Raw genomic sequence first — 26,944 nt, 5'->3', positions numbered from 1 at the left:
ATCGGTTAACTTCTCGCGTACCCTTACAGTGTAGACGATGCGTTTTCTGGCCCGTCACGGCTGGCAGGCGCGGCGAAACAGATGTGCCATATAGGCGCTCATCGGCGTGAGCGCGGTGTCTTTGCGCTGAATCAGATAGAAGGTGGCCTGCGGCAAGGGATCGTCCAGATCCAGCGCGATCAGCTGACCGCCGTGCACCGGATCTTCAATCACGTCACGCGAAATGATGCTGACGAAATCACTCTTTGCCACCAGGCTGGTACAGGCCATAAAGGTTTCACAGGTCACCACGATCTTCGGGGCCATGCCGCGCTCGCCAAACAGATCGTGCAGCAGCCGATAGTAGCTGCCCTGCGGCGTCGGCATGGTCCAGTCACAGTGCTGCAGCTCCGCCAGCGAGCGCGCGTGCGCCAGCGGATGGCCTTTCCGCATCACGACCTGATAATCGCGCTGCATCAGCCGCTCAAAGATCAGCTCCTGATCCAGATGGTGGCGATCGTAAGTATTGATGGTGAAGTCCAGCGCGCCCTGCCGCAGTTCATGCACCATCGAGACCAGCTGTCCCTCAACGATGCGCACTTTCACCCGTGGATACTCCCGATGAAACTGCGTGATCACCTGCGGCATAACGGTACGCGCAATGCTGCCGCCGACGCCGATATTGACCTGCCCGCCCGCCAGCCCGAGCCGCTGCTGAATATCTTCCTGCGCCACGCGCAGCTCCTCCAGCACCAGACAGGCGTGACGAAAGAAGGTGTTGCCGATATCCGTTAGCGTGACGCCCTGCTGCCGCCGCTCAAACAGCCGCGCGCCCAGCGCCAGCTCCAGCTCCTGAATCGCTTTGGTCAGCGCAGGCTGTGACTGGCCCAGCAGACGGCTGGCGGCGCGAATGCTGCCCTGACGCGCCACTTCCACGAAGGCGCGCAGCTGATGAAGTTTGAGCGCAGAAGGCATGATAACTCCTGTTTATCGGGCAAAAGATATTCGCATCTTATGCACGCTAATACCATTGTGTAGATTCGGGGCAGTGCACAAAAAATCAACATAAAGGACAAGCCGATGAAAACCCTTTCTGAGCTCGTGAAATCCCGGGTGCCGCAGATGCAGGCATGGCGTCGCGATCTGCATCACTATGCCGAATCAGGCTGGCTGGAGTTCCGCACCGCGACGCGGGTGGCGGAAGCGCTGCATCGTCTTGGTTATCAGCTGCAGCTAGGCCGGGAGGTGATTGCGGCAGAGGCGCGTATGGGGCTGCCCTCCGCAGAGCTGCTGGCGCAGCAGGAAGCACGCGCGCGGGAACAGGGCGCGCTGCCGCAGTGGCTGCCCTATTTTTCCGGCGGTTTCTGCGGCGTGGTCGCCACGCTGGAAACCGGTCGCCCCGGCCCGGTGATGGGATTTCGCGTGGACATGGACGCGCTGGATCAGCATGAAAGTCAGGATGCCGATCACCTGCCGGCGCGCGAGGGCTTTGCCTCATGCAACCCCGGCATGATGCACGCCTGCGGTCACGACGGCCACACCACCATCGGTCTGGCGCTGGCGGACGTGCTGATGGCGATGAAAGCGCAGCTGAGCGGCACCATCAAACTTATTTTCCAGCCCGCCGAAGAGGGCGTGCGCGGGGCCCGCGCCATGGTTGCCGCGGGCGTGCTGGATGATGTGGATCTGTTTACCGCCATCCATCTGGGCACCGGCGTGCCTGCGGGCGAAATCGTTTGCGGCAGTGACAGCTTCCTGGCCACTACCAAGCTGGACGTCACCTTTACCGGCACCGGTGCCCACGCGGGCGGCAATCCGGAAGCGGGACGCAATGCGCTGCTGGCCGCTGCGCAGGCCACGCTTGGCCTGCACAGCCTGCCCCAGCACAGCGGAGGCGTGGCGCGGGTGAATGTCGGCGTGCTGCAGGCAGGCACCGGCCGCAACGTGGTCCCCGACTGCGCCCTGATGAAGGTGGAAACGCGCGGCGTCAGCAACCGGGTTAACGACGATATTTATCAGCAGGCGCTGCGGGTGATTGAAGGCGCGGCGGCAATGTACGGCGTGACGCATGCGGTCCAGCTGATGGGTGGCGCGCGCAGCTGCACGCCCAGCCCGGCGTGGGTGGCGTTTATCCATCAGCAGGCCGACGCGCTGGGCCTGTTTCAGTCGGTGGTGGACACCCGCAGGCAGGCTGCCGGCTCGGAAGACGCAACCTATATGATGGAGCGCGTGCAGCAGCGCGGCGGGCAGGCGTCCTACGTGATCTTCGGCTGTGACCTCGCTGCTGGCCACCATAACGCAAAATTTGATTTTGACGAAGCGATCATGGCCACCGCCGTACAGACGCTCGCCACGCTGGCACTCAATCAGGCGCAGTTTGGCGGTGCACAATGAGCCACCACGCGTTTATCGGCCAGTACATTGATGAACACCAGTCGCGCTTCAGCGCGCTCAGCGATGCCATCTGGGATGTGCCGGAAACCCGCTTTGAGGAGTGGCAATCCTCTGCGCTGCTGGCCGATGCGCTGGCGCAGGAGGGCTTTCACGTGACGCGCGGCGCAGGCCAGCTCGGGACGGCTTTTATCGCCACGCTCGGCAGCGGTAAACCGGTGATTGCTATCCTCGGCGAATTTGATGCGCTGGCCGGTCTGAGTCAGCAGGCAGGCTGCGCCACGCCGCAGCCGCTGACGGAAAACGGCAATGGGCACGGCTGTGGCCACAATCTGCTGGGCACGGCGGGCGTGGCGGCGGCCTGCGCCATCAAAGCCTGGTGGGCGCAGCACGGCCAGTGCGGCACGCTGCGCTTTTACGGCTGTCCGGGTGAGGAAGGCGGCTCCGGCAAAACGTTTATGGTGCGCGAGGGACTGTTCGATGATGTAGATGCGGCTATCACCTGGCATCCGGAAGGCTTCAGCGGCCTGTTTAATCTCAGCACCCTCGCCAATATCCAGGCCGCGTTTCGCTTTAAAGGCGTGGCGGCGCACGCGGCCAATGCCCCGCACCTCGGACGCAGCGCGCTGGATGCGGTTACGCTGATGAACACCGGCGCCAACTTCCTGCGCGAGCACATCGTGCAGGAGGCGCGACTGCACTATGCGGTGACCAACAGCGGCGGCGTGTCCCCCAATGTGGTGCAGGCCGATGCTGAAGTGTTGTACCTGATCCGCGCGCCGCTGATGGCACAGGCGCAGGCAATTTACCAGCGGGTGATCAACATTGCGCGCGGCGCCGCGCTGATGACCGACACGCAGATGACGGTGCGCTTTGAAAAAGCCTGCTCCAGCTATGTGCCGAATCGCGCCCTGGAAGCGGTAATGGAACATAACTTGCAGCACTTTGGCGTGCCACGTTACAGCGAGGAGGAACAGCGCTTTGCCGCCGCGATGCGCGCCACTTTGACCCCGGACGATCTGCACAATGCCCGGCTCAACGCGGCGCGTACCGGCGGTGAAGCGGGAGAGGCCTGGGTAGCAGCGCTGGGTGACCGGGCGCTGACCGATTCGGTCGCGCCGAGCGTGGCGACGCGCGAAATCCTGTACGGCTCAACCGACGTGGGCGACGTCAGCTGGGTGACGCCGGTTGCGCAGTGCTTTGCCCCCTGCTTCGCGTTTGGCACGCCGCTCCACACCTGGCAGCTGGTCGCGCAGGGACGCACGCCGATTGCGCACAAAGGCATGTGCCTGGCCGCCAAAGTGATGGCTGCCACCGCGCTGACGCTGCTGGAGGACGCCGCTGCGCTGGCGCGCTGCCGGGAAGAGTTTGCCGCCCTGCGCCGCGCGCACCCCTATACCTGTCCGATCCCGGCGGGTGTGCGGCCTGCGACGTTATAGCGCGACACAGTTAACCGGGCGCACGCCCTTGTGCCGCGACAAAGCGGCGCAAAACCTGCTGGCGCACGCCCTGTGGTGCCCGGCAGCGGACAAAAAATAATAACGACAGCCCTGATCGGGGCATGCAAATACACCATGACGAGGATATACCGATGGACGTAACCACGGAGCACCGTAGCCCTGGGAAAGTGTTTAGCTGGGTGGAACGGGTCGGCAACAAAGTGCCTAATCCCTTTCTGCTGTTTGTGTATCTGATTGCGATACTGATGGTGGCCACCGCGATCCTCAGCAGCCTTGATGTGGCAGTGAAAAACCCGGCCAGCGGCGAGCTGGTGCGGGTCAACAATCTGCTCAGCGTGGCGGGCATTCAGTGGATTTTACCTAACATTATCAAAAACTTCAGCGGCTTTACGCCGCTGGGCTCGATTCTGGCTCTGGTCATTGGCGCCGGACTGGCGGAGAAAGTCGGCCTGCTGCAGTCGCTGATGGTGAAAATGGCCTCGCGCGTCAGCCGCCGCTACGCCAGCTACATGGTGCTGTTCATCGCCTTCTTCAGTCATATCTCTTCCGACGCCGCGCTGGTGGTGATGCCGCCGCTCGGCGCGCTGATCTTTCTTGCCACAGGCCGTCATCCGGTGGCGGGTTTGCTGGCGGCAATCGCCGGTGTGGCGTCTGGCTTCACCGCTAACCTGCTGATCGTCACCACCGATGTGCTGCTGTCGGGCATCAGTACGGAAGCGGCCAAAGCGGTGAGCGATAGCGTGCACGTCAGCGTGATCGATAACTGGTTCTTTATGGCCACCTCCGTGCTCGTGCTGACCGTGGCGGGGGCGCTGCTGACCGATAAGTTTGTCGAACCGCGCCTGCCGGCGTGGAACGGCGGGCAAAACGATCGCCTGCCGCCGCTGACCGCACTGGAAAATCGCGGCCTGAAAGCGGCGGGTCTGGCCGCCCTGCTGTTTATTGCCCTGCTGGCGCTGCTGGTGGTGCCGGAACATGCGCCGCTGCGCCATCCCAAAACCGGCGGCATCATTCCTTCGCCATTTATTCAGGGCATTGTGCCGATCATTATCCTGTTCTTTTTTGTGGTGGCGATTGCCTATGGCGCCGTGACCCGGCAAATCCGGCGCGCCGACGACATTCCCCGCCTGCTGGTGGACCCGATGAAGAGCATGGCCGGCTTTATTGTGATGGTGTTTCCGCTGTCGCAGTTTGTCGCGTTCTTTAACTGGAGCAACATGGGCAAGTTCATGGCGATTGGCCTGACCGACCTGCTGGAAAGCGCCGGCATCAGTGGCGCACCGGCATTCCTTGGCCTGATGTTCCTGTCCGCGTTTCTCTGTATGTTTATCGCCAGCGGCTCAGCGATCTGGTCCATTCTCGCGCCGGTGTTCGTGCCGATGTTTATGCTGCTGGGCTTTCATCCGGCCTTCGCGCAGATGATTTTCCGCATTGCGGATTCTGCGGTACTGCCGCTGGCGCCGATGTCCCCGTTTCTGCCGCTGTTCCTTGGCTTTCTGCAGCGCTACCAGAAAGAGGCGCAGCTCGGCACCTACTATGTGCTGATCTTCCCTTACCCGCTGGTGTTCTTTATCACCTGGGTCGCGCTGCTGCTGGCGTGGTATGCGCTGGGTCTGCCGATTGGTCCCGGTGTCTATCCACAGCTGCCCTGATCCCCATTGTTCCCCCGCCACGGACGGCGATTGCGCTTCACAGAACTGCAACGCAGATTGCAAAAATGTCACCGCGCCCTCTCTCGGCAACCGCGGATGAATTGATTATTCTGCTATTTCTTTGCTTGCTAACGGTTAACGCCTGTCCATCATAAAACCGCGCGAGTCCTGCAAACACCGAGGTAACCTCCGTCATGACAACCCTTTTTGCATCAGGGATGGCGAGCGATCGCCGCACCGTCGCCGGGCGCATTGATGCCCTGCCCGCCTCCGCTGGCCTGTGGCGCTTTATCACGCTGCTGTCGCTGGGTGGCTTTTTTGAACTCTACGATCTGTTTGAAACCGGCTATATCAGCGCCGGGCTGCTGGCTTCCGGGGTGTTTCATAGCGGAACGGCAGGTGTGGCGGGCGTCAGCGACCAGGCGGTGTTTGCCTCCGCGACCTTCCTTGGACTGTTCGCTGGGGCCAGTCTGCTTGCGCCTTATGCCGATCGTTTTGGCCGCCGCCTGACATTTATCTGCGCGCTGGCGTGGTACGGCGCGTTTTCCCTGCTGATGGCCTTTCAGCAAAGCGCGGAGATGATTATTCTGTGCCGTTTTCTGGTTGGCATCGGCCTTGGCGTAGAGCTGGTCACCATCGATACCTACCTTGCAGAATGGGTTCCGGCGCATCTGCGCAGCCGCGCGTTTGCCTTTGCGTTTTTCATTCAGTTTCTTTCCGTTCCGGCGGTGGCGCTGATGTCATGGTGGCTGGTGCCGCAGACGCTGCTCGGCCTGGAGGGCTGGCGCTGGGTGGTGATCGCCGGGGCGCTCTGTTCGCTGGTGATCTGGTTCATCCGTAAAAACCTGCCGGAATCGGCGCGCTGGCTGGCGCAGCAGGGAAGAGATCGGGAAGCGCATCAGGTGCTGAGCGCGATGGAGATCCGCTGTGGTGTGACGCCTGCCGGGGATCTGACTCCGCAGGATAGCGCCGCGCCACTACCGGAAAAAGGGCGCTTCCGCGAAATCTGGGCCCCCGCTTACCGGCAGCGGACGCTGATGCTGGTGGTGATGAACGTCTTTCAGGCGATTGGCTTTTTTGGCTTCGGTAACTGGCTACCGGCGCTGCTCTCGGGCAAAGGCGCGACGGTCACCCACAGCCTGCTGTATGCGTTTTTTATCACGCTGGCTTACCCGCTGGGCTCGCTGATTTGCAGCCGCTATGCCGATAAGCTGGAAAACAAGTGGCAGATTGTTCTTTCCGCGCTGATGACGGTGGTGTTTGGCACGCTGTTTGCCCTGAGCAACAGCCCGCTGCTGATGGTGGCGTGCGGCTTCCTGATCACCTGCAGCAATGCGTGGCTGACCTTCAGCTATCATGCCTATCAGACCGAGATTTTCCCGACGCATATCCGCGCCCGCGCCGTCGGGTTCTGCTACTCCTTCAGCCGGCTCTCCACCGCGTTCAGCAGTCTTCTGATTGGCGTGATTCTGCAATATGCCGGCAGTCAGGGGGTGATTGTGTTTATCGTGCTGAGCATGCTGATGGTGATGCTGTCGGTGGGGATTTACGGCCCGAAAACGCGCGGGCTGGATTTGGAACAGATTTAAGGCGGGTTGCAGGCGGGCGGCGACCACTGGCCGCCACCCGCCCGATGCAGATTACTGCCCTTCCAGCACCCTGATGTCAGCGCTGCCCTGGTGCGGCTGCACGCTTTCATCCTGACGCAGCTTCGCCACATCCTGCGCAGTGACCCGGGTTTTCACGCCGTTGCCCCAACTGCCGCGAATGAAATTGACCACATCCGCCACCTGGCTGTCGTTCAGACGCCAGCCAAACGCCGGCATGGTGATCGCCGTCGGAGCGCCCTGCACGCCGGGCAGTGTTCCGCCCACCAGCACGATATGAATCAGCGAGGTCGGATCGTCTGCCATCACCACCGGATTACCGCGCAGTGCCGGGTAGAAGCGCTGATAGCCGCTGCCGTCCGTTTTATGGCACGCCGCACAGCTATCGACATAAACCGAGGCGCCGGGCTGGTGGTCATCTCCCTGCCACAGCGCTTTCGCTACTGCGTCATCTGGCGTAAACACCGCCTGACTGGCATCGCGGGCACCCAGTGATTTCAGGTACTTCGCGATCGCGCTGATGTCTTCGTCGCTGAGATACTGCAGGCTGTGCTCCACCACATCCGTCATGCCGCCGAACGCCGCGGTGTGATCGTTACGGCCATAGCGCAGGAACTGCTGCAGATCGGTTTCACTCCAGCGCCCCAGGCCGTCGCGGTTGTCCCCGCGCAGGTTGCTGGCGGTCCAGCCATCAACCGGCGCATTACTGCCGGAAAGATAGTCACTGCCTTCGCCGTTATTCAGCGCTTTTTCCTGCATGGTGAAACTGCGCGGCGTGTGGCAGGCACCGCAGTGACCCAGCCCCTCTACCAGATAACGCCCGCGCGCCAGCTGCGCATCTTCCTGCGCGCCAGGCTGGAAGGCTTTCACGTCCGGTGCAAACAGGCCGCGCCAGATCGCCAGCGGCCAGCGCATGGACAGCGGCCATGGAATGTCGCTCTCTTTGTTCGCCTGCGAGACCGGCTGAACGCCATGCATAAAGTAGGCGTACAGCGCTTTCATATCCTCATCGCTGACCACGGCATAAGAGGGATAAGGCATGGCCGGATAGAGCGTATCGCCATTCTTCGCGACGCCGTGACGCACCGCTTTCTGGAAGTCGTCGTAGCTGTAGTCACCAATACCGGTGGCTTTATCCGGCGTGATGTTGGTGGAGTAAATTGTACCGATCGGCGTGGCCATCGCCAGGCCACCGGCAAAGGGTTTCCCGCCCGCGCTGCTGTGGCAGGCCACGCAGTCGCCGGCGCGCGCCAGATACTCACCGCGCCTGACCAGCGCATCAGATGCCGTGTCGTCCGCCAGCGCGGCGAAGGCCATCGTGCCCAGAACCAGGGCTGCTAAGCTTTTGATCATTGCCATGTTCCTTATGCCTGCACCAGCGGACCGGGGTTTTTCAGATACTGTTCACGGATCGCTTTCGCTGACCAGTAGCTCAGCGCCGCCACCATACCGGTGGGGTTGTAGCCCAGCCCCTGCGGGAAGGCAGACGCCCCCGGCACAAAGACGTTCGGTACATCCCAGCTCTGCAGATAGCGGTTCACCGCGCTGGTACGCGGATCTTCTCCCATGATCGCGCCGCCGCTCATGTGCGTGGTCTGATACACCGTGGTATCGAAGTGCGTTCCCGGCCCTTTGGCTCCGCCGATGATCATCTTCGGATTCATCGCTTCGGTAATGTTGCGCATTTTGCCAATCATAAACTGCGCCATTTTGATGTCGTTTTCCTGCCAGTCAAAGGTCATGCGCAGCAGCGGCTGGCCATACGCATCTTTGTAGTTCGGATCGAGATCGAGATAGTTGGCGCGATAGGACTGGTGCGCACCGTGTGCATCCATCGACACGTGGTGGTTATAGGTATCTGCCACGGCCGCTTTCCACTGGCTGCCCCAGCCAGGCGTACCTGCTGGTGTTGGCAGGCCGGAGATGGGTTTGGTGCCGGCCTGGTTGACCCAGAACGGCGAGCCGCCCACAAAGCCGTGCGGGCCGTGGTCAAAGTTATCCGCGTTGAAATCATCCACTGCCACGCCCGCACCGCCGGCACCGATAAACGGATTGGTGGTGGTGTTTTTATCAAACAGCGCTTTCAGCGTGGAGATGTTCTGATAGGCAAAGTTACGCCCGACCACCCCTTCGTTGGTGATCGGGTTATACGGTTTACCAATGCCGGAGAGCAGCATCAGGTGAACGTTATGGAACTGGAACGCCGAAAGGATCACCAGATCCGCCGGTTGCACCACTTCACGTCCCTGCCCGTCCAGATATGTCACGCCGGTGGCGCGCTTCTTATCATCCGTCAGGTTAACGCGCAGCACGTGCGCATTGTTGCGCAGCTCAAACTTCGGCTCCTGACGCAGCGCCGGCAGGATGTTGACGTTGGGAGAAGCCTTGGAATACATGTAGCAGGCGTAGCCGCTGCAGAAGCCGCAGAAGTTACACGGCCCCATCTGCGCGCCATAGGTATTGGTATAAGGGCCGGAGGTGTTGGCTGACGGCATGTCATACGGATGATAGCCCACTGATTCTGCCGCCTGAGCAAACAGCTGTGCGGAATAGGTCCGCTTCTGTGCCGGGAGCGGGAAATCGCTGGAGCGGTCGGGCGCAAACGGGTTGCCGCCTTTCTCTTTGCCCACCACTTTGCCGCGCACAGACCAGGCGCTGCCGGAGGTGCCAAACACTTTTTCCGCCTGGTCAAAGAACGGCTCCAGCTCTTCATAGCTGACGCCGAAATCCTGAATCGTCATGCCTTCCGGAATAAAGTTTTTGCCGTAACGCTGCTCATAGTGGCTGCGCAGCTTCAGCTCGACCGGATCCACGCGAAAATGGACGCCTGACCAGTGCAGGCCCGCGCCGCCGGTGCCGGTGCCCGGCAGGAACGCCGCCAGCTGACGGTATGGCACCGCCGTTTGCGACGCATCATGCCGGATGGTGACGGTGCTTTTTGACAGATCCTGGAACAGTTTTTTACGTACGTTGTAGGTCAGCTCGTCAATGGACTGCGGATAGGCCCCATCCGGATAGGTATCACGGTGTGGGCCGCGCTCCAGCGCCACCACATTCAGACCGGCTTCGGTCAGCTCTTTCGCCATGATCGCGCCAGCCCAGCCGAAGCCCACGATCACCGCATCGGTTTTTTTCAGTTCATTTGCCACGGTTATGCTCTCTCTCCGCGAATATCCACCGACGGGAACGGATACCGTTCACCGCGCTCTACCCAATCCATGAAATCAGCGCGGGCGCCCGGGAAGCCGATCAGCTTCCAGCCCACCATACCCTGATTGCCACCGTGGATCGGATCGCTGAAGAACCCTTCACGGGTGTTTTGCAGCAGGAAAGAGAAGAAAGTTTTGGTCGGCAGCTGGGCGAACACAGCGCTGCCGTTTTCAAACGCGGTCAGCGCCGCATCCTGCTGTTCACCGCTCAGCGCAGCGAAGGCATGACCATACTGTTTCTGGCACCAGGCGTCGGCGTCGGCGAGGCCGAGGCGATAGATCTGCTGCGGCACCAGCGGCAGCTGATAGCCCAGCTCTTTTGGCAGATCCGGGTTAAATGGCCCCTGCATATACCAGTTGCTGCCGCTGGCATACGGCGTGTTCATCTGGCGATCGATAAACTCCGGTACACCCGCTTCCAGCGCCCCTGGGCCGCGCTCATCACTGGGAATCAGGCGCGCCACGGCGGCGGTGATAAACGCGAACTCTTCCGCGGTGAACCAGGCGGGCTGATAGCCGCGTGCCTGCTGCGGCGCGGCGGGTTGCCCGTCTGCGCGGGCCGCCACTGGCGTGACCAGTGCGCCCATCGCCGTGCTGCCGACCGCCATGGCCGGTGCCAGCGTGATGGTTCTTAGCAGGAAATCCCGGCGTGAATGACCCTTTTTTTGTTCTGACATGACATTGCCTCAGTACCGCATATAATGCGGTATGGAAGGTTAAGTGGTTGCGTTGTAATGGTTTTTGTTTTTGGTTTTAGGGTTACAGCTGGACTGTTACCGGTAACAGCGGGCGCATTGTAACACCCTGCGTGACGATAATTTAGTTTTCTGAAACAAATGCGCACAAAATACTTAACAACTTACGCAGCCGCTTTACATCAAAGCGATAACACTGACATCGTCAGAAACAACACGGAACAGACAGAGAAATGCCGGAAGCGGTATAAAACCTACACACAACAGCGGAGAGCCTATGTTTAAGTCCTTTTTTCCGCGGCCAGCGCTGTTTTTCAGCTCGGCGGCGATTTGGAGTTTGCTTGTCATTTTTGCCTGGTTCGGCTTCTTCAATGACTTCCCGGCGCGCTGGCCCGGTCTGCAGGCGGCGATGCAGCAGCCGCTGCCCACCAACGCCAGCCGCTTTATTCACGCCAGCCAGCTCTGGTTTTACGCCTATTACTGGCTGGCGGCCGGCATTTTTGGCCTCGCCTGGCGCATCATTGATAACCATCCGTGGCAGCGCTGGTCAGTCTGGGGCTCGATGCTGATCATCTTTGTCACCTGGTTTGGTGTGCAGGTTGGCGTAGGCGTCAACGCCTGGTATGGACCGTTTTACGATATGATCCAGCAGGCGCTGACCAAAGCGGGTTCGGTGGCGATTCACCAGTTTTATGTACAGCTGCTGGCTTTCCTCGGTATCGCCCTGATTGCCGTGGTGATTGGCGTGATGAACTCGTTCTTTGTCAGCCATTGGGTGTTTCGCTGGCGTACTGCGATGAACAATTACTACATGCATAACTGGCAGCGTCTGCGCCTGGTAGAAGGGGCGGCGCAGCGTGTGCAGGAAGACACCATGCGCTTCGCCAGCACCCTGCAGGACTGGGGCATCAGCTTTATTCAGGCGATCATGACGCTGGTGGCGTTTCTGCCGGTGCTGGTGGCGCTGTCGCACCATGTTAAATCCGTGCCGGTGCTGGGCAACATTCCGTATGCGCTGGTGATCGCCGCGTTGCTGTGGTCGCTGTTCGGCACAGCACTGCTGGCGCTGGTGGGGATCAAACTGCCAGGGCTGGAGTTCCGCAATCAGCGGGTGGAGGCGGCCTACCGTAAAGAGCTGGTGTATGGCGAAGACGATCCGGAACGCGCCACGCCGCCGACCGTGCAGCAGTTGTTCAGTCGCGTGCGGCACAACTACTTCCGCCTCTATTTTCACTATCTCTACTTCAACATTACCCGCATCCTGTATCTGCAGGTGGATAACGTGTTCGGGCTGTTTGTGCTGTTTCCGTCGATTGTGGCCGGCGCGATTACGCTGGGGTTACTGAACCAGATCACCAACGTGTTCGATCAGGTCCGCTCTTCGTTCCAGTATCTGATTACGTCGTGGTCCACGCTGATTACGCTGATGTCGATCTACAAACGTCTGCGCAGCTTTGAGCAAATTTTGCAGGATATCCCGCATACCGAGATGCTGCGCGAAGCGGCAGAGTAAGCGAACGCCCGCGCTGGCCCTCTCCCGCCATCAGGAGAGGGCCGCCTGCCGGCGCTTATTTCACCAGTGCCGCCAGCACTTTCTCAACCGCATACGCCCCTGGATCTTTTACCCCGTCCAGACTCTGCTGGTTAAGGTAAGCGGAACGGCCTGCTTTGGCGCTCGGCATCAGGGCCGTGGCTTCCGCGCCCTGCCGGGCGGCTTCCGCAGCGACGGCCAGCGATTCTCCGGCCACCAGCGCTTCCAGCGCGGGCTGCAGCGCGTCCACCAGCGTACGGTGGCCAGGCTCGGCACCGCCGTAATGCTTCAGGCGCGCCAGTCCGTGCATCAGCGCCTGCGGCAGCGCGCTGCCCTCTTCCAGCTTCTGCCCTGCTGAAGTAAACAGAATGGACATCAGCACGCCGCCGGAACCGCCCATCACCGACGCCAGTTGCTCACCGGTCAGCGCCAGCAGCGTCGGCAGCTCATTCAGCGGCAGCTGTTTCTCCTGTAAACCGCGCTGAATTTTTCGTGCGCCGGCGGCAAAGGTGGAGCCGGTATCGCCGTCGCCGACTTTCGCATCCAGCGCGTTCAGCTCGCTTTCCAGGTCAATCAGCGTCTGCGTGACGCGTTCCACAATCTCCGCGACCGCTGCGTTGTCAGAGGGATCGAAGTCCAGCGCGCTGGCCACCCGCTCTGCGCTTTGCAGATTGATTGGGGCAAAATCATACACCGGCACCCAGCCCAGCACCTGCACCGGGGCGTTCAGCGCCTCCAGGAACGGCGCCTCCAGCGCCAGCAGCGTCAGCGAAAAACCTTTCATATCCAGCGCGCTCACCAGCGTTGCCGGGCCCATCAGATGCGTGATGCGCGCCGCCAGCGGCGACTGCAGCACTTCACGCGTTAGCAGCGCCAGCTCCAGCTGCGAAAAACCGCCCAGATTGTTGATCAGCAGCAGCGCCTGCCTGCCCTCTGGCAGCACCTGCGCCAGCTTATCGGTCATGATGCTGCTGATCTGGCGGCTATCCTGGGTATCCAGCGTCACCACTCCCGGTTCGCCGTGAATCCCCATTCCCAGTTCACTGTGGCCGGCGGCCACGCGCTCGTCACGCTGTTCGCCCGGGGTATGGCAGGTGGCAAACGCCAGGCCGATGGAGAAGGTGGCGTCAATCGCACGCTGCGCCAGCGCTTTTACCGCATCCAGCGGCTGCCCCTGCTCGGCGGCAAAACCCGCAATTTTATGTATCAGCGCCGTGCCGGCAATGCCGCGCGGCTGAGGGTTTTCCGGCAGCGCAATGTCATCCTGCACCATCACCAGCTCAACCTTATAGCCAAGGTTTTTCGCTTTCTCTGCCGCCAGGCCAAAGTTGAGACGATCGCCGGTGTAATTCTTCACGATCAGCAGGCATCCTGCTTCGCCGGTGACGTTAACGATGGCGTTCAGCACCGCATCCACACTCGGTGAAGCGAAGATATCGCCGCAGACGGCCGCCGTCAGCATCCCTTTGCCCACAAATCCGGCATGCGCCGGTTCGTGCCCCGATCCGCCGCCCGAAATCAGCGCCACTTTGCTTTTATCCCAGTCTGAGCGCACCACCACGCGGATTTCGTCACCGAGATCGAGACGACGCAGGTTGTGCCACGGGGTACTGAGTAAAATGCCTTCAATTGCTTCGTTCACCAGATTGTTCTTTTCATGCATAAAAAACTGGCTCATTGCCTTTTCTCCCATGGGTGTTGTCGTCCTAAAGGTAGCGTAAGTGCAGCGAGAAGAGAGGCGGTAAAGGCAGGAAATGCAGGGTCCGGCATGGCAATTCAGCCAAATCCGTCTGTGGCAGAGGCGAAGCGTGAAAAACTGGCAGCCTGTCACGCCGCGGCAGGGCATGGGCGGGCAGAACGCCGCCAGGGCGCCCGCGGGCACCCTGTCAGCATAATAGCCGGTTTACTGCGTCAGCTGCGCGGTCATGTGTACGCCATTGTTGAAGTTGGCTTCGGTGATGGTGTAGGACGCGTCCAGCGCTTGCGCTTTGGCGGCGATTTGCGCTTCAGCCTCATCCAGCGTCGGGCCTGTGGCGCTGATGCTCTGGGCAAAGCTGGTCAGCGGCAGCACGGACAGGGCAATAACAGCTGCAAAAGTTTTGATAGATTTCATGGTGGTTTCTCTCGTGTATTATGCTTAAGGAAGGCTGATTCGCCTCGATGAACGGCATATTACGCCCGGGATGGATCGGTTAACAGCGGAGAGATTTGCCCTTCTCTATCAGTATTTTTGAATAAAAATCGCACAGCAGGATTAGCGTTTGAGCAAAGGGTTAAACCGACCCGTGGCAGGTCAGTACAGCGCGACCGGCCACGGACCGCGACTTAACCGTGCTGACGCACGCGGGAAAAAATCGTTATGGCTGCCAGCAGCATCAGCCCACTGCTGGCGAGGAATACGCCACCCGCGCCGTGCAGATCAAACACCCAGCCGCCCGCCGCTGCGCCCGCCGTGATCGCCAGCTGAATGGTCGCCACCAGTAAACCGCCCCCGGCTTCAGCGTCATCCGGCACGGCGCGCGACAGCCAGGTTGACCAGCCGGTAGGCATAGAGCCAAACGCCAGCCCCCAGAGCGCCACGCCGGTCGCGACCAGCCACGGCACATGGCCAAAGCTCACCAGCAACAGGGCCGTGACGCTCATCAGCAGCGCCATGCCGGTGAGCGTCAGCGAGACGCTGCGCGTGACCAGCCAGGCCGCCAGCGAGGTGCCAAAAAAGTTCGCCACGCCAAACGCCAGCAGCACCAGCGACAGCTGATTCACATCCAGCTGCGCGCGGGTCTCAAGAAACGGCCGCAGATAGGTAAAGAAAGCGAAGTGGCCGGTAAACATCAGGATAACCGCCAGCATTCCCCAGCGCATGACGCGCTGGCGCAGCAGGTCCAGCACGCCGCCGCTGCGCGCGTGGTTCTCTGGCGGCATCGCCGGCAGGGTAAAGAACTGCCAGAACAGCGCCAGCCCGCCCAGCACACCGGTGAGCAGAAAAATGTTGCGCCAGCCAATCAGGCCGCCGAGGTAGCTGCCCAGCGGAGCCGCAATGATGGTCGCCAGCGAAATGCCGCTGAACACAATCGACAGCGCACGCGGCACCTGATCGGCCGGCACCAGCCGCATGGTGATCGCCGTGGAGAGCGTCCAGAAGCCGCCGATAGCCATGCCCAGCAGCACGCGCGCCAGCAGAATCATCGGCAGGTTTTCGGCGAAGGCCACCAGCAGCGCCGAGGCAATCAGCAGCAGGGTAAAGGCCAGCATCACCACGCGCCGATCGAGGCGGCGGGTTACGTTTCCGATCACCAGACTGGTCAGCAGCGCTACCAGCGCCGTGACCGTCACCGTCTGGCCTGCCTGCCCTTCGCTGACATGCAGCGAAGCCGCAACCGGCGTCAGTAAACTGACCGGCAGAAACTCAGCGGTAATCAGGCCAAACACGCCGAAGGCCATGGCAAACACCGCGCTCCACGCGGGTTTATCCACCGTAATACGGGTTTGTGTTAATTCAGTTTCCACGCTCATTTGCGATCCCCATCACAAAATATCAGGCTGTCAGCATAGAGCCTGTACGCAAGACGATCTATGATACAGAAACTTTGTTTTTTGATAATTCGTCCGGAATACCATGAGCCGCTATGACGATCTCACCAGCGAACTGCTGATGGGCATGCGCCTGTATGGCGTGAAGTATCAGCGTATTGCCTTGCATGCGCCCTTTGGTCTGCGCTACGACGACGCGCCCGGCAGAGCGCAGCTGCACTTTGTTGGCCGCGGATCGCTGCTGATCCGCTCCGCATCCGGGGTGCTTTATCCGCTGCAGGCGGGCGATGCGCTGCTGATTCCGCACGGCAAAGCGCACGCGCTGATCTCGTCGGAAGAGGTCACCTGTGAGCCCCTCTCGACCTTCACCAGCAAACCTATCTGCGACGGCGTCTGCGCCATTAATGATGCGCCGGATGGCAGTGTCTGCCCGGATGACAGCGATGTGATCCTGTTCAGCGCCTGCATGGCGTTTGAGCTGGGCGGCATGCAGCCGCTGGTGCACACCATGCCGGATGTCATGCTGGTCAGCACGCTGCTGGCGCAGTATCCGGAAATTCAGCCGATCCTGGATGCCATGGAGCGCGAAACCCGCCAGCGTAAGGCCGGCTTTGCTGGCATTCTGTCGCGGCTGGCGGACGTGGTGGCGGCACAGATTGTGCGCGGCTGGGTGGAAAACGGCTGCGGCCAGGGCAGCGGGCTGGTGCAGGCGCTGCGCGATCCGCGCCTCAGTCAGGCGATGGCGGCAATGCACCGCGCGCCGGGGGAAAACTGGACGGTCGCGCGCCTGGCGCGTGAATCCGGCAGCTCACGCTCGGTGTTTGCCGCACGCTTTCAGAGCGCCACCGGCATGACGCCGCTGCGTTACCTGACAGAGCTGCGCATGCGGCTGGCGGTAGAGCGCATTGTGCATCATGGGGAAGCGGTAGAGAGCGTGGCTTTTCATCTCGGTTACGGCTCGCTGGCGGCCTTCAGTCGCGCCTTCAAGCGGATTGTAGGCACCCCACCCGGCGCGCTGCGCGCCGGACGGGAAGCCGCTGCCACCCCTTAACGGAATACGCTGATCGCCTCGACCAGGCGATTCGCCTGATGCGTCATGCGGCCGGCGGCTTCGGCACCTTCGGCCACGCGTGCGGCGTTCTGATGCGTAATGTCATCCAGATCTTCCACGGCGGTGCTGATTTCACTCAGCGCAATGGATTGTTCCGCGGTGGCCGCGCTGATTTGCGCGATCAGATCGCTGACGTTCTGCACCTGACTGACAATACCCTGCATGGTGCGTCCGGCCGCATCGGCGTGATCGCTGCCTGACTGCACGCGGCTGGCGCTGGTTTCCACCAGCATTTTGATCTCACTGGCGGCTTTGGCGCTGCGCTGGGCCAGATTACGCACCTCGCCGGCCACCACCGCAAACCCTTTGCCCTGTTCGCCAGCGCGTGCCGCCTCCACTGCCGCATTCAGCGCCAGGATATTGGTCTGGAAAGCAATGCCATCAATCACGCTGGTAATGCTGGCGATACGCCGGGAACTTTCGGCAATTTCGGCCATCATGCCAACCATCTCCTGCATCACTTCTCCGCCTTTAATGGCGGCGCTGCTGGTGCCGGAAGAGAGGCTGTTTACCTCGCCGGCGGTCTCGGTGTTGCTCTTCACCGTGGCGGTCATTTCGTTCATGGTCGCTGCGGTTTGCTGCACGTTTGCCGCCGCCTGTTCAGTGCGGCGGCTCAGTTCGTCATTGCTGCGTTTGATGGCGTCGCTGGCGCTCAGCACGTTGATGGCCTGGCCGCTGACATCATCCACCAGCCAGCGGAACATCAGCCCCAGCTGGCCGATAGCGCGCAGCGTGACGCCAATCTCATCGACGCGATCAATCTGATCCACTTTATGGCTGGCACCGCTCGCCACGCTCAGCGCCTGACGGCACATGCGCTCCACGGGCCGCGAAATTTGCTGCTCCAGCCACAGCGTGGCCAGCAGCAGCAGCAGTGCCATACCGCCGGCGAAACCGCCCAGCGCCATCGGGGCCATACCCAGCAGCCAGACGCTGAGCAGCGAAAGCGGCAGCAGCGCAAACAGCGTGGAACGAATGCGCCAGCGCAGCGGCAGCGTTTTCAGCAGGGACGTTGCACGCCGCCAGCCGGTACCGACAATCAGTCCTTTGTGAAAACGACGTCCGCGCGCGCGCCCTTCGCGGAAATCGCGGTAGAGCGCTTCTGCCTGACGGACCTCCTCAGCGGAAGGTTTGGTGCGCACCGACATGTACCCCTGCACGCTGCCCTCACGTACCACCGGAATGGCATTGGCGCGCACCCAGTAGTGATCGCCATTCTTGCGGCGGTTTTTTACCAGCGCGGTCCAGGGTTCGCCCTGCTTCAGGGTGTGCCACATATCGGCGAAGGCTTCCGCGGGCATATCCGGATGGCGCACCATATTGTGCGGCTGCCCGTTTACCTCGTCGGGACTGAACCCGCTGACCTGGATAAAGGCGTCGTTAGCATAGGTGATATGGCTGTTGAGATCGGTGGTGGACATCAGCGTTGCGCGATCGTCGAAATCAAATTCGCGCTGGGTGATGGGCTGGTTGTTACGCATGTGTGAGTCCTTGCAAAACGCAGGCTGAGAGTAAAATCAGTAATGGTTTTTTATCTTTTCGGCAGGCTAATGCCCTGACTTTAGTACGGGCATTTAATTTTCGATCTGAATAAAGCCGGATGCGGCCATCACGGCGAGGTTTGCCGCCAGTGGCAATTGATTATCAATTGTGCAGTATGGCTGGCAGCAATGTGCGCAGGCCGCCTGACGGCGGCCTGATGTGAGAGGGGCAGATAAGTCGGGAAATCAGCTTAGATCCACGTTTCGGGTGCCGCCCCACCAGGTGAAGATAAAGCCGCCGCTCCACGCCACGATCAGCCCGGCCAGATACACCGCCATGCCGGCAAAAATACCCTGTGATGAGGTCATCAGCGGTAGCGTGACCAGCCCGGATGGGCCAAAGACGGTATTCATGCCGACCGGCAGACCCAGCCACGCCACCAGACCGATGAAGAACCCTCCCAGCGCGCCGCCCAGGCAGGCAGTAATGAACGGTTTGAGACGCGGCAGCGTCACGCCATAAATCAGCGGTTCGCCCACGCCCAGCAGGCCCGGCACAATAGCCCCTTTGATCTGCGTGCGCAGCAGCGAATGCTTATCCGCTTTGCACCACAGCGCCAGCGCTGCCCCGACCTGTCCCGCACCGGCCATGGCCAGAATCGGGAACAGGGAGTTAAAGCCCTGCGTTTCCATCAGCGCGAAATAGACCGGAATAAAGCCCTGATGGATACCCAGCATCACCGCAATTAAAAACAGCCCGGCCAGCAGGGCGCAGCCAAACGGATTATTGTTCAGATGAATGAACAGCCACGACATGGCTTTGAACAGTTCACCACCCAGCGGCATGATGACGAGAAAGGTCACCGCTCCGGTAATCATCAGCGTCAGCAGCGAGGTGAGAATCATATCCAGATTATCAGGAATGATTTTACGCAGCTGTTTCTCCAGCCAGGCGCCGAACAGCGCGGCCAGCAGCACGCCGATAATATTGCCGCGCGGGTCAATCGTCAGTCCGAAAAAATCGCTCATTCCGCTGTAATACCCCACGGTGGCATGCGGCGTATAACCCAGAATAAACAGCGAGGCGATGATGGCACCATTCACCCCCGTGCCGCCAAACGCCTTTTGCGCATTGTAGCCAATCAGGATACTCAGAAAGGTAAAGAGCCCTTTGCCGAAGACTTTCATATAGGCCACGGCGTCCTGCAGCCAGTGCGGGTGGTTGCCAGGTTGCGTCAGGTGGAAAACCTGCTCCAGCAGCGTGGCGAACCCCAGCAGCAGGCCCGCACCAATGAAGCCGGGAATCAGCGGGGTAAAGATCGTGGCAAAGCAGGCCAGAAAGCGATGCAGCGCGCTGGTCTGTCTGGCTTTCAGCTGCTGTTTCTGCGCGCGGGCGATGTGCTGCAGATCCTGCGCGGGCGGTGCCTCTGCCTGCGACAGCTGCGCCTGCAGCTGTACTGCGGCGGTCTGTGCTTTGCCAGGACCCAGCACAATCTGCAGCTGTTCGTCGTGATTGATGACGCCCAGCACGCCCGGCAGCGTTTTCAGGCGCGCCTGATCAACCCGCCCCGCATCGGCCAGCGTCAGACGCAGCCGCGTCATGCAGTGGCCACAGTGCTGCACGTTAGCCGCGCCGCCCACCGCCTGCAGGATCGCCTGCACGTCGCTTTCGGTGAGGTCAGCCATTAGTGTGCTCCTGCTGCCTGCAGCGCCTGCCGGATAAAGCCCTGGCTGTGGCTGAGCAGCGCGCTGGCCTGTTCTGCATCCAGATTTGCCAGCACCATCACAATGGCGGTTTTGCAGTGGCCGCCGCACGCTGCCAGCGCCTGCTGCGCCCTCTCCTCATCGCAGTCGGTCGCCTGCCGGACGATATTGATTTGCCGCTGAACCAGTTTCTGGTTAGTGGCTTCCACGTCCACCATCAGATTGCCATACACCTTACCGCTGCGGATCATCGCGCCGGTGGTCAGCATATTCAGCACCAGCTTCTGTGCCGTGCCGGCTTTCATCCGCGAGGAGCCGGTGACCACTTCCGGCCCTACCACCGGCGTCAGCGCAATGTCGGCCGCCTGTGACATCGGACTGTCCGGGTTACAGCTCAGCGCAGCGGTAAAGGCGCCCTGCTGTTTTGCATAGGCCAGCGCGCCCAGTACATAAGGGGTGCGACCGCTGGCCGCGATGCCGACCAGCACATCGTCAGCGGATAAGCCGATGGCTTTGACATCCTGCGCGCCCTGCTCACGGTTATCCTCGGCATTTTCAACCGCCTGCAGGATGGCCGTGTGACCGCCAGCAATCAGTCCCACCACCTGACTGCGCGGCGTACCAAACGTGGGCGGACACTCGCTGGCATCAAGGATCCCCAGACGGCCCGAGGTGCCGGCCCCGCAGTAGATTAGCCGTCCGCCGCGACGGAAGGCACGGGTGATGGCATCCACCACCTGCGCTATCTGCGGCACGATGGCTTCTACCGCCAGTGCCACTTTTTTATCTTCCTCATTGATGACGCGCAGCATCGCCTCTGTGGACAGCTCGTCAATGTTCTGGCTGGCCGGATTGCGGCCTTCGGTGATCATCTGGCTCAGATCAATTTTCATTTTCACTCCGACAAAACGAATAATTTATTCTGGAAAATATATATCACAAAGAATTGTTAATTCGTCGGGCAGCGGCAGGATTTTTTGTGTTTTGCGGTAAAGGACAGGAAACGGCCGTTCGGTTAATGGAGGAAATTTAAGCTGGCATCGGGGAGTTGTCCCTGAGCATTTATGCACAGTGTGCGGAAAATACCCGGAGCACAGAGGCATGATCGCAGGCCGGTCACCCCTTGTGCCGCGATGGATGGCACCCGAAAGGCATACACACTCTCCGCACTAAAGTGCATTACGCGCCCTCCTTTCTGATAGCAAATGATTTTCTGCCTTGAGACAAGACTTATCGACGGAATGCCAGAAAACAGAACAAATGAATATCCCTTTTTGTGCCAGCGCAAAAGCGCGGTATCCGGATTAAGGATGTCCTGACAGGAAAGGAGCAGGCATGAGTAAACGCAGCGACATTGTTGAAGGAAGCCGTGCCGCAGGATTACGCACTGGCCTGATTTATACTGAAGTACTGGGCTGGATAGACCTCGGCCACGCGCGGGGCGATGATATTCTCCGGCTATGGCAAAATATAAACGCGGGTGAAGCGTCAGGTGAATCGACGTATGATATTACTTATTCACAATCTATGGCCGATGGAAAAACAGGTTTACGCCTCGGCAAATTCATTCGCTGGCGAATCAGAAAAGGGCGCTCTTACTTTGAACGTCAATCTATAGCGCTGGCCATGATGCTGACACTCGCCGAAAAATTTGAACGGTTTCAGGGGGCATTTCCCACTAGTGCGATCACGGATAGTGGTTTTAGCGGCGAGGATCTCGTCTCTGACCTGTTAGGTTTTTATCGCGTGATGTCATGTATGAATCCTTTCCCACTGCTGAAGCCTGTGAGTAAGAAAGAAGCGTTAAAACGTTGGGACCACTATGGCGCAATCGGTCGCTGGAAAAACAAAAACTTTAAGCCTCTCCTGTTTCCGGATCCCGATCGATTTCCTGATGCTAAGCCCTATACTGGACATTTACCCGGCTTCATGAAGACTATCTCTCCCTATCGCGACTGGAAATCAGGCAATGTGGGTATTGCAACGGCTGACGGTAATTTCATACGATTTGATCGGAAAATAATGTTGTGAAGACGCGGTACAAATTATTCTTAATCGCATCAACGCTGCTGGCTGCCGGTTTAATCGGGGTTTGGCCTTATGCCACAATGAACTTCGCAGAAAGCGCCAGATATACAGAGAAGGATAAGCGGGCGTACGCGTTTTATACGCCGGAAATCCTGAAAAACCTGCCGCGCATCACGAACGATTATACATTCCGTTATACCAACGTTGGAGGGCCCGGCGAGCGGATATACGAACTGCAATTTCAGGGTTCAACCGATAAAAGCCAGATCGAGGCTTACCTTGAGAAGCAGGGATATAAAAAATCAGCGCTCTGTGATATCCAGGCCACATGCTGGACAAGCGCAGCGCCGGAAGTATCGCTGTCGGTAGCCACGTTTAAAGACCCCGCCACGCTCATTGTGTCTGTTGTGGTTAAACCCTCAGTGGAAAGCGAAACGACGGAGAACAAAGGTTTCAATCCTGCATTCTGACGCAATCCTGTGCAATATCCGCCAATAAAAGCCGCCAGACAAAACCTCTCCATGCCAGACCTGTCCGCAGATAAAAAAACCCGCCGGCTGGCGGGTTTACTGCGGTGATGACGCGGAGTGAGCGGGAACGGTTATCCGGCGTTTTGCGCGCGCAGCTGCAGCTCGTAGGCTTCCGCCTGGCGGGCATCAAACTGGTTTTCCCAGCGCGAGATCACCAGTACCGCCAGCGCGTTACCAATGACGTTCAGTGCGGTACGCGCCATATCCATGATGCGGTCGACACCGGCAATAAAGGCCAGGCCTTCCAGCGGAATGCCCACGCTGCCCAGGGTGGCCAGCAGCACCACGAAAGACACGCCCGGCACGCCGGCAATCCCTTTCGACGTCACCATCAGCGTCAGTACCAGAATGATTTCATCCGTCAGCGACAGATCGATACCGTACAGCTGCGCAATAAAGATCGCCGCAATACTCTGATACAGCGTGGAGCCATCCAGATTGAAGGAGTAGCCGGTTGGCACCACAAAGCTGGTAATGGCTTTTGGCGCACCGTAGGCTTCCATCTTCTGCATAATACGTGGCAGTACGGTCTCTGAGCTGGAGGTCGAGTACGCCAGAATCAGCTCATCTTTCAGAATACGCATCAGCGTAGTGATGCGCAGCTTGCAGAAGCGCGCCACCGCGCCCAGTACCACAAACGCAAAGAACAGAATGGCCGCATATACCAGCAGTACCAGCTTCGCCAGCGGGTAAAGCGAGGCAAAACCGAAGTTAGCGATGGTGACGGCGATTAGCGCAAACACCCCTACCGGTGCATAACGCATGATCATGTGCGTCACTTTAAACATGGTTTCGGAAATGGAACGGAATACCGTGACCAGTGGATCGCGGTGCTCAGACGGCAGCGCCGACAGCCCCATGCCAAACAGCACCGAGAAAAAGATAATCGGCAGCATGTCTCCCTTCACCAGCGAGGCGAAGATATTCTGCGGAATCAGCGACAGAATGGTGGTCACCAGACCATGTGGCGCCCCCTGCACAGCTTCCGTTGTGGCTTCGTATTTAGAGATGTCCACCGTTGCCAGCGTTGACATATCAATGCCGCTGCCGGGTTGGAATACGTTGGCCAGCGTGATGCCGACCACAATGGCAATGGTGGTGATCACTTCAAAATAGATAATGGTTTTCACACCAATCCGACCCAGCTTTTTCGCATCCCCGACGCCTGCAATGCCGACAATCAGTGAGGAAATAACAATCGGCACCACAATCATCTTGATCAGATGAATGAAGATATCGCCTGCCGGGGTAAGAATGTTAGTGATTAACCATTCACGATTGTCTGGCTGATTATGCAGCACGGTTCCGACAACAATGCCGAGAATCAGGGCAATCAAAATCTGCCAGGCCAGGGTGAGTTTAAAACCTTTCATAACGCTTTATTTCCTAAGTCAAAAACCCCTTTGCTCTGCTGCGAAGGTGCAGAAGAAATGACACACAGGGAAGTGAGCAAAAGCCCGGTAAAATAGAGGGTTATATAAGACTGCATCGGTACCGCCGTGCTGGCATATCGTGCCCGCGTGATGATGCTGCCTGAGTTGTACCTGCTGAACAGGGGCGAGATAAGTACCATTTTCACTGCGGTAAATGCAACCCCCGGGGCGATAGCTTAAATCCTGCACAGCCCGGCAGCATAAAATGCTGTTACGTCCCGAAAGCCATAACCCGCTGTTATGAAAAGTGTTAATTCAATAATTTTCCGCATAGCTATTCAATATTGCCTGGATGCTGCGCGGCGCGTTTGCTGCTAATTTAACCAGGCAACCGGCCAGATACGGCGTTCCCGTGGCGGTTTACCCCGCCGGTTTTTCCTGTTTACGCAGGCAAAAAACGCGGTTTTTCGCCTGAATTCCAGGTCGTGATCCAGACTGCAAAACAGAAACAAAGCCCCGGCACGCGCTTCAATTAACCTTTGATTGACATATGATTAACAGCTTCAAGGAGGTCAGCCATGAGCCAAATACACAAGCATCCCGTTCCTGCGGCCATCGCCGCGAATGCCCTGATTAATGCCGATCAGTATGCGGCGCTGTATCAACAGTCGGTTGACGATCCCGAATCTTTCTGGGGCGAACAGGGGAAAATCCTCGACTGGATCAAACCCTACAGCAAAGTGAAAAATACCTCGTTCGCGCCGGGCAATATTGCTATTCGCTGGTATGAAGATGGCGCGCTGAATCTGGCCGCCAACTGCCTCGATCGCCATCTGCAAACCCGTGGCGATCATCCGGCGATCATCTGGGAAGGCGACGACGCCAGCCAGAGTAAGACCCTGACCTTCCGGGAGCTGCATGCTGACGTCTGCCGCTTTGCCAATGTGCTGACCGGCCTTGGCGTGAAGAAAGGCGATGTTGTGGCAATCTACATGCCGATGGTACCGGAAGCCGCTGTCGCCATGCTGGCCTGCGCGCGCATTGGTGCCGTGCACTCCGTGATTTTCGGTGGTTTCTCACCGGAAGCGGTCGCCGGCCGCGTCATCGATTCCAGTGCTCGTCTGGTCATTACCGCTGACGAAGGGGTACGCGCCGGTCGCGCCATCCCGCTGAAGAAAAATGTCGATGACGCGCTGGATAATCCGGGCGTCAGCAGCGTGAAAAATGTTGTGGTGTTCCGCCGCACGGGTAAAGACACCGGCTGGCGCGAAGGCCGCGATCTGTGGTGGCACGAGCTGATGGCCGGCGCCAGCGATCAGCACGAACCGGTGGCGGTGGAAGCAGAACATCCGCTGTTTATCCTTTACACCTCGGGATCCACCGGCAAGCCGAAAGGCGTGCTGCATACCACCGGCGGCTATCTGGTATATGCGGCAACCACCTTCAAATATGTGTTTGATTATCATCCGGATGACATTTACTGGTGCACCGCCGATGTCGGCTGGATCACCGGTCACAGCTACCTGATTTATGGTCCGCTGGCCTGCGGCGCCACCACCCTGATGTTTGAAGGCGTGCCAAACTGGCCTCAGCCCAGCCGCATGGCTGAAGTGGTGGATAAACATAAGGTCACGCTGCTGTACACCGCGCCAACGGCGATTCGCGCCCTGATGGCAGAAGGCGACAAAGCGATAGCCGGTACCGATCGCAGCAGCCTGCGCATCATGGGCTCAGTGGGCGAACCCATTAACCCGGAAGCCTGGGAGTGGTATTACAAAAAAATTGGTGACAGCCGCTGTCCGATTGTCGATACCTGGTGGCAGACCGAAACCGGCGGCTTTATGATCACCCCGCTGCCGGGTGCCACCGAGCTGAAAGCGGGCTCCGCGACGAAACCTTTCTTTGGCGTGCAGCCTGCGCTGGTGGATAACGAAGGCAATACGCTGGACGGTGCCACCGAGGGTAATCTGGTGATTGTCGACTCCTGGCCGGGCCAGGCGCGCACGCTGTTTGGCGATCACGACCGTTTTGAGCAAACCTATTTTTCCACCTTCAAAAACCGCTACTTCAGCGGCGATGGCGCGCGTCGTGATGAAGAAGGTTACTACTGGATCACCGGTCGCGTGGATGATGTGCTGAACGTCTCCGGTCACCGCCTTGGCACCGCGGAGATTGAATCCGCGCTGGTTTCGCATCCGAAGATTGCCGAAGCCGCCGTGGTGGGGATTCCGCACAGCATCAAAGGCCAGGCGATTTATGCCTATATCACACTGAACCACGGTGAAGAACCGTCGCCGGAACTGTACACCGAAGTGCGTAACTGGGTGCGTAAAGAGATTGGCCCGATTGCCACGCCGGATGTGCTGCACTGGACCGATTCCCTGCCGAAAACCCGCTCCGGTAAGATCATGCGTCGCATTCTGCGCAAGATCGCAGCGGGCGACACCAGCAACTTTGGCGATACCTCAACGCTGGCCGATCCAGGCGTGGTCGAAAAACTGCTGGAGGAGAAACAGTCGATCACCATGCCATAAACCGGCATTCACCCGACGGAGAGCATCAGCCTGTCCCCGGCAGGCAGCTCTCCGTCACCCCCACCTTACGCCGTATGCTTTTCACCATCGCACACCCTATATAACCAGAAGATTTACCCGGTTAAATC

The 26,944-nt window shown here is 59.4% G+C and carries 20 protein-coding genes; 9 read left to right on the top strand and 11 right to left on the bottom strand.

The window, feature by feature from the left end; translation table 11 throughout:
* Positions 1-54 precede the first annotated feature (54 nt).
* Positions 55-954, bottom strand: a complete 900-nt coding sequence (locus D8B20_RS01675; protein ID WP_145886542.1) for a LysR family transcriptional regulator — start codon at positions 952-954, stop codon at positions 55-57.
* A 105-nt stretch (positions 955-1,059) separates the two neighbouring features.
* Between D8B20_RS01675 and D8B20_RS01670 the strand changes: the two genes are divergently transcribed.
* The 4 genes from D8B20_RS01670 (at position 1,060) to D8B20_RS01655 (ending at position 7,071) form a co-directional block, all read left to right on the top strand.
* Positions 1,060-2,373, top strand: coding sequence for an amidohydrolase (locus tag D8B20_RS01670; protein ID WP_145886540.1), 1,314 nt, complete (start codon positions 1,060-1,062; stop codon positions 2,371-2,373).
* On the top strand, positions 2,370-3,809 hold the full coding sequence (locus tag D8B20_RS01665) for a M20 family metallopeptidase (protein WP_145886538.1): 1,440 nt from the start codon (positions 2,370-2,372) through the stop codon (positions 3,807-3,809). The genes D8B20_RS01670 and D8B20_RS01665 overlap by 4 nt, the downstream gene beginning before the upstream one ends.
* Positions 3,810-3,961: 152 nt before the next feature.
* Positions 3,962-5,482, top strand: coding sequence for a p-aminobenzoyl-glutamate transporter (gene abgT, locus D8B20_RS01660; RefSeq protein WP_145886536.1), 1,521 nt, complete (start codon positions 3,962-3,964; stop codon positions 5,480-5,482).
* A 194-nt stretch (positions 5,483-5,676) separates the two neighbouring features.
* The gene (locus D8B20_RS01655; RefSeq protein ID WP_145886534.1) at positions 5,677-7,071 is read left to right on the top strand and encodes an MFS transporter; all 1,395 of its coding nucleotides are present in this window, start codon (positions 5,677-5,679) and stop codon (positions 7,069-7,071) included.
* A 51-nt stretch (positions 7,072-7,122) separates the two neighbouring features.
* Here D8B20_RS01655 and D8B20_RS01650 read toward each other — a convergent pair whose 3' ends face one another.
* The 3 genes from D8B20_RS01650 to D8B20_RS01640 are packed head-to-tail and all read right to left on the bottom strand — an operon-like array spanning position 7,123 to position 10,975.
* Positions 7,123-8,442, bottom strand: a complete 1,320-nt coding sequence (locus D8B20_RS01650; RefSeq protein ID WP_145886532.1) for a c-type cytochrome — start codon at positions 8,440-8,442, stop codon at positions 7,123-7,125.
* Between the two features lie 11 nt (positions 8,443-8,453).
* A complete protein-coding gene (locus D8B20_RS01645; protein WP_145886530.1) occupies positions 8,454-10,238 on the bottom strand; it encodes a GMC family oxidoreductase in 1,785 nt (594 codons plus the stop codon).
* A 2-nt stretch (positions 10,239-10,240) separates the two neighbouring features.
* Positions 10,241-10,975, bottom strand: coding sequence for a gluconate 2-dehydrogenase subunit 3 family protein (locus D8B20_RS01640; RefSeq protein WP_145886528.1), 735 nt, complete (start codon positions 10,973-10,975; stop codon positions 10,241-10,243).
* A 295-nt stretch (positions 10,976-11,270) separates the two neighbouring features.
* Here D8B20_RS01640 and sbmA point away from each other — a divergent pair, with 295 nt between their 5' ends.
* Entirely contained in the window at positions 11,271-12,506 is a 1,236-nt protein-coding gene (sbmA, locus tag D8B20_RS01635; RefSeq protein WP_145886526.1) for a peptide antibiotic transporter SbmA, read from the top strand.
* 55 nt (positions 12,507-12,561) lie between these two features.
* Here the strand turns inward: sbmA and D8B20_RS01630 are convergent, their stop codons facing one another.
* The 3 genes from D8B20_RS01630 to D8B20_RS01620 form a co-directional block, all read right to left on the bottom strand.
* Positions 12,562-14,202 carry a dihydroxyacetone kinase subunit DhaK gene (locus D8B20_RS01630; RefSeq protein ID WP_145886524.1) on the bottom strand — a complete coding sequence of 547 codons (1,641 nt, stop codon included), beginning with the start codon at positions 14,200-14,202 and terminating at the stop codon, positions 12,562-12,564.
* Positions 14,203-14,427: 225 nt separating this feature from the next.
* A complete protein-coding gene (locus tag D8B20_RS01625; RefSeq protein WP_145886522.1) occupies positions 14,428-14,637 on the bottom strand; it encodes a YdgH/BhsA/McbA family protein in 210 nt (69 codons plus the stop codon).
* A 212-nt stretch (positions 14,638-14,849) separates the two neighbouring features.
* A complete protein-coding gene (locus D8B20_RS01620) occupies positions 14,850-16,037 on the bottom strand; it encodes an MFS transporter (RefSeq protein WP_145886521.1) in 1,188 nt (395 codons plus the stop codon).
* Between the two features lie 103 nt (positions 16,038-16,140).
* Between D8B20_RS01620 and D8B20_RS01615 the strand changes: the two genes are divergently transcribed.
* On the top strand, positions 16,141-17,106 hold the full coding sequence (locus D8B20_RS01615; RefSeq protein WP_145886519.1) for an AraC family transcriptional regulator: 966 nt from the start codon (positions 16,141-16,143) through the stop codon (positions 17,104-17,106).
* Here the strand turns inward: D8B20_RS01615 and D8B20_RS01610 are convergent.
* From D8B20_RS01610 to murQ, 3 genes are all read right to left on the bottom strand, one after another.
* Positions 17,103-18,647 (bottom strand): methyl-accepting chemotaxis protein, encoded by a 1,545-nt coding sequence (locus D8B20_RS01610; protein WP_145886517.1) that lies wholly within the window; start codon positions 18,645-18,647, stop codon positions 17,103-17,105. The genes D8B20_RS01615 and D8B20_RS01610 overlap by 4 nt on opposite strands.
* Positions 18,648-18,893: 246 nt before the next feature.
* On the bottom strand, positions 18,894-20,333 hold the full coding sequence (gene murP / locus D8B20_RS01605; RefSeq protein ID WP_145886515.1) for a PTS N-acetylmuramic acid transporter subunit IIBC: 1,440 nt from the start codon (positions 20,331-20,333) through the stop codon (positions 18,894-18,896).
* Positions 20,333-21,244 carry an N-acetylmuramic acid 6-phosphate etherase gene (gene murQ / locus D8B20_RS01600; RefSeq protein ID WP_145886513.1) on the bottom strand — a complete coding sequence of 304 codons (912 nt, stop codon included), beginning with the start codon at positions 21,242-21,244 and terminating at the stop codon, positions 20,333-20,335. The genes murP and murQ overlap by 1 nt, the downstream gene beginning before the upstream one ends.
* Positions 21,245-21,686: 442 nt before the next feature.
* Here murQ and D8B20_RS01595 point away from each other — a divergent pair, with 442 nt between their 5' ends.
* Together D8B20_RS01595 and D8B20_RS01590 are read left to right on the top strand one after the other, a co-directional pair.
* Positions 21,687-22,382 carry a hypothetical protein gene (locus D8B20_RS01595; protein ID WP_145886511.1) on the top strand — a complete coding sequence of 232 codons (696 nt, stop codon included), beginning with the start codon at positions 21,687-21,689 and terminating at the stop codon, positions 22,380-22,382.
* Entirely contained in the window at positions 22,379-22,849 is a 471-nt protein-coding gene (locus tag D8B20_RS01590; protein ID WP_145886510.1) for a hypothetical protein, read from the top strand. Before D8B20_RS01595 ends, D8B20_RS01590 begins: the two co-directional genes overlap by 4 nt.
* Positions 22,850-22,980: 131 nt before the next feature.
* On the opposite strand, the gene gltP is transcribed toward D8B20_RS01590, so the two are convergent.
* Complete coding sequence (gltP, locus tag D8B20_RS01585) at positions 22,981-24,282, bottom strand: glutamate/aspartate:proton symporter GltP (protein ID WP_145886508.1); 1,302 nt, start codon at positions 24,280-24,282, stop codon at positions 22,981-22,983.
* A 578-nt stretch (positions 24,283-24,860) separates the two neighbouring features.
* Between gltP and acs the strand changes: the two genes are divergently transcribed.
* Positions 24,861-26,816 (top strand): acetate--CoA ligase, encoded by a 1,956-nt coding sequence (acs, locus tag D8B20_RS01580; protein ID WP_145886506.1) that lies wholly within the window; start codon positions 24,861-24,863, stop codon positions 26,814-26,816.
* Positions 26,817-26,944 lie beyond the last annotated feature (128 nt).

This window comes from Candidatus Pantoea soli, assembly GCF_007833795.1.
Lineage (GTDB): Bacteria > Pseudomonadota > Gammaproteobacteria > Enterobacterales > Enterobacteriaceae > Pantoea > Pantoea soli.
This window is presented reverse-complemented; position numbering and strand designations above follow the sequence as displayed.

What these genes read in the sequence shown, in the direction of transcription:
- D8B20_RS01655 (WP_145886534.1), top strand. Translation starts at nt 5,677, where the DNA reads ATGACAACCCTTTTTGCATCAGGGATGGCGAGCGATCGCCGCACCGTC.
- murQ (WP_145886513.1), bottom strand. Translation starts at nt 21,244, where the DNA reads ATGAAAATTGATCTGAGCCAGATGATCACCGAAGGCCGCAATCCGGCC.
- D8B20_RS01675 (WP_145886542.1), bottom strand. Translation starts at nt 954, where the DNA reads ATGCCTTCTGCGCTCAAACTTCATCAGCTGCGCGCCTTCGTGGAAGTG.
- abgT (WP_145886536.1), top strand. Translation starts at nt 3,962, where the DNA reads ATGGACGTAACCACGGAGCACCGTAGCCCTGGGAAAGTGTTTAGCTGG.
- murP (WP_145886515.1), bottom strand. Translation starts at nt 20,333, where the DNA reads ATGGCTGACCTCACCGAAAGCGACGTGCAGGCGATCCTGCAGGCGGTG.
- gltP (WP_145886508.1), bottom strand. Translation starts at nt 24,282, where the DNA reads ATGAAAGGTTTTAAACTCACCCTGGCCTGGCAGATTTTGATTGCCCTG.
- D8B20_RS01615 (WP_145886519.1), top strand. Translation starts at nt 16,141, where the DNA reads ATGAGCCGCTATGACGATCTCACCAGCGAACTGCTGATGGGCATGCGC.
- acs (WP_145886506.1), top strand. Translation starts at nt 24,861, where the DNA reads ATGAGCCAAATACACAAGCATCCCGTTCCTGCGGCCATCGCCGCGAAT.
- D8B20_RS01640 (WP_145886528.1), bottom strand. Translation starts at nt 10,975, where the DNA reads ATGTCAGAACAAAAAAAGGGTCATTCACGCCGGGATTTCCTGCTAAGA.
- D8B20_RS01610 (WP_145886517.1), bottom strand. Translation starts at nt 18,647, where the DNA reads ATGCGTAACAACCAGCCCATCACCCAGCGCGAATTTGATTTCGACGAT.
- D8B20_RS01625 (WP_145886522.1), bottom strand. Translation starts at nt 14,637, where the DNA reads ATGAAATCTATCAAAACTTTTGCAGCTGTTATTGCCCTGTCCGTGCTG.
- D8B20_RS01665 (WP_145886538.1), top strand. Translation starts at nt 2,370, where the DNA reads ATGAGCCACCACGCGTTTATCGGCCAGTACATTGATGAACACCAGTCG.
- D8B20_RS01650 (WP_145886532.1), bottom strand. Translation starts at nt 8,442, where the DNA reads ATGATCAAAAGCTTAGCAGCCCTGGTTCTGGGCACGATGGCCTTCGCC.
- D8B20_RS01620 (WP_145886521.1), bottom strand. Translation starts at nt 16,037, where the DNA reads ATGAGCGTGGAAACTGAATTAACACAAACCCGTATTACGGTGGATAAA.
- D8B20_RS01670 (WP_145886540.1), top strand. Translation starts at nt 1,060, where the DNA reads ATGAAAACCCTTTCTGAGCTCGTGAAATCCCGGGTGCCGCAGATGCAG.
- sbmA (WP_145886526.1), top strand. Translation starts at nt 11,271, where the DNA reads ATGTTTAAGTCCTTTTTTCCGCGGCCAGCGCTGTTTTTCAGCTCGGCG.
- D8B20_RS01595 (WP_145886511.1), top strand. Translation starts at nt 21,687, where the DNA reads ATGAGTAAACGCAGCGACATTGTTGAAGGAAGCCGTGCCGCAGGATTA.
- D8B20_RS01630 (WP_145886524.1), bottom strand. Translation starts at nt 14,202, where the DNA reads ATGAGCCAGTTTTTTATGCATGAAAAGAACAATCTGGTGAACGAAGCA.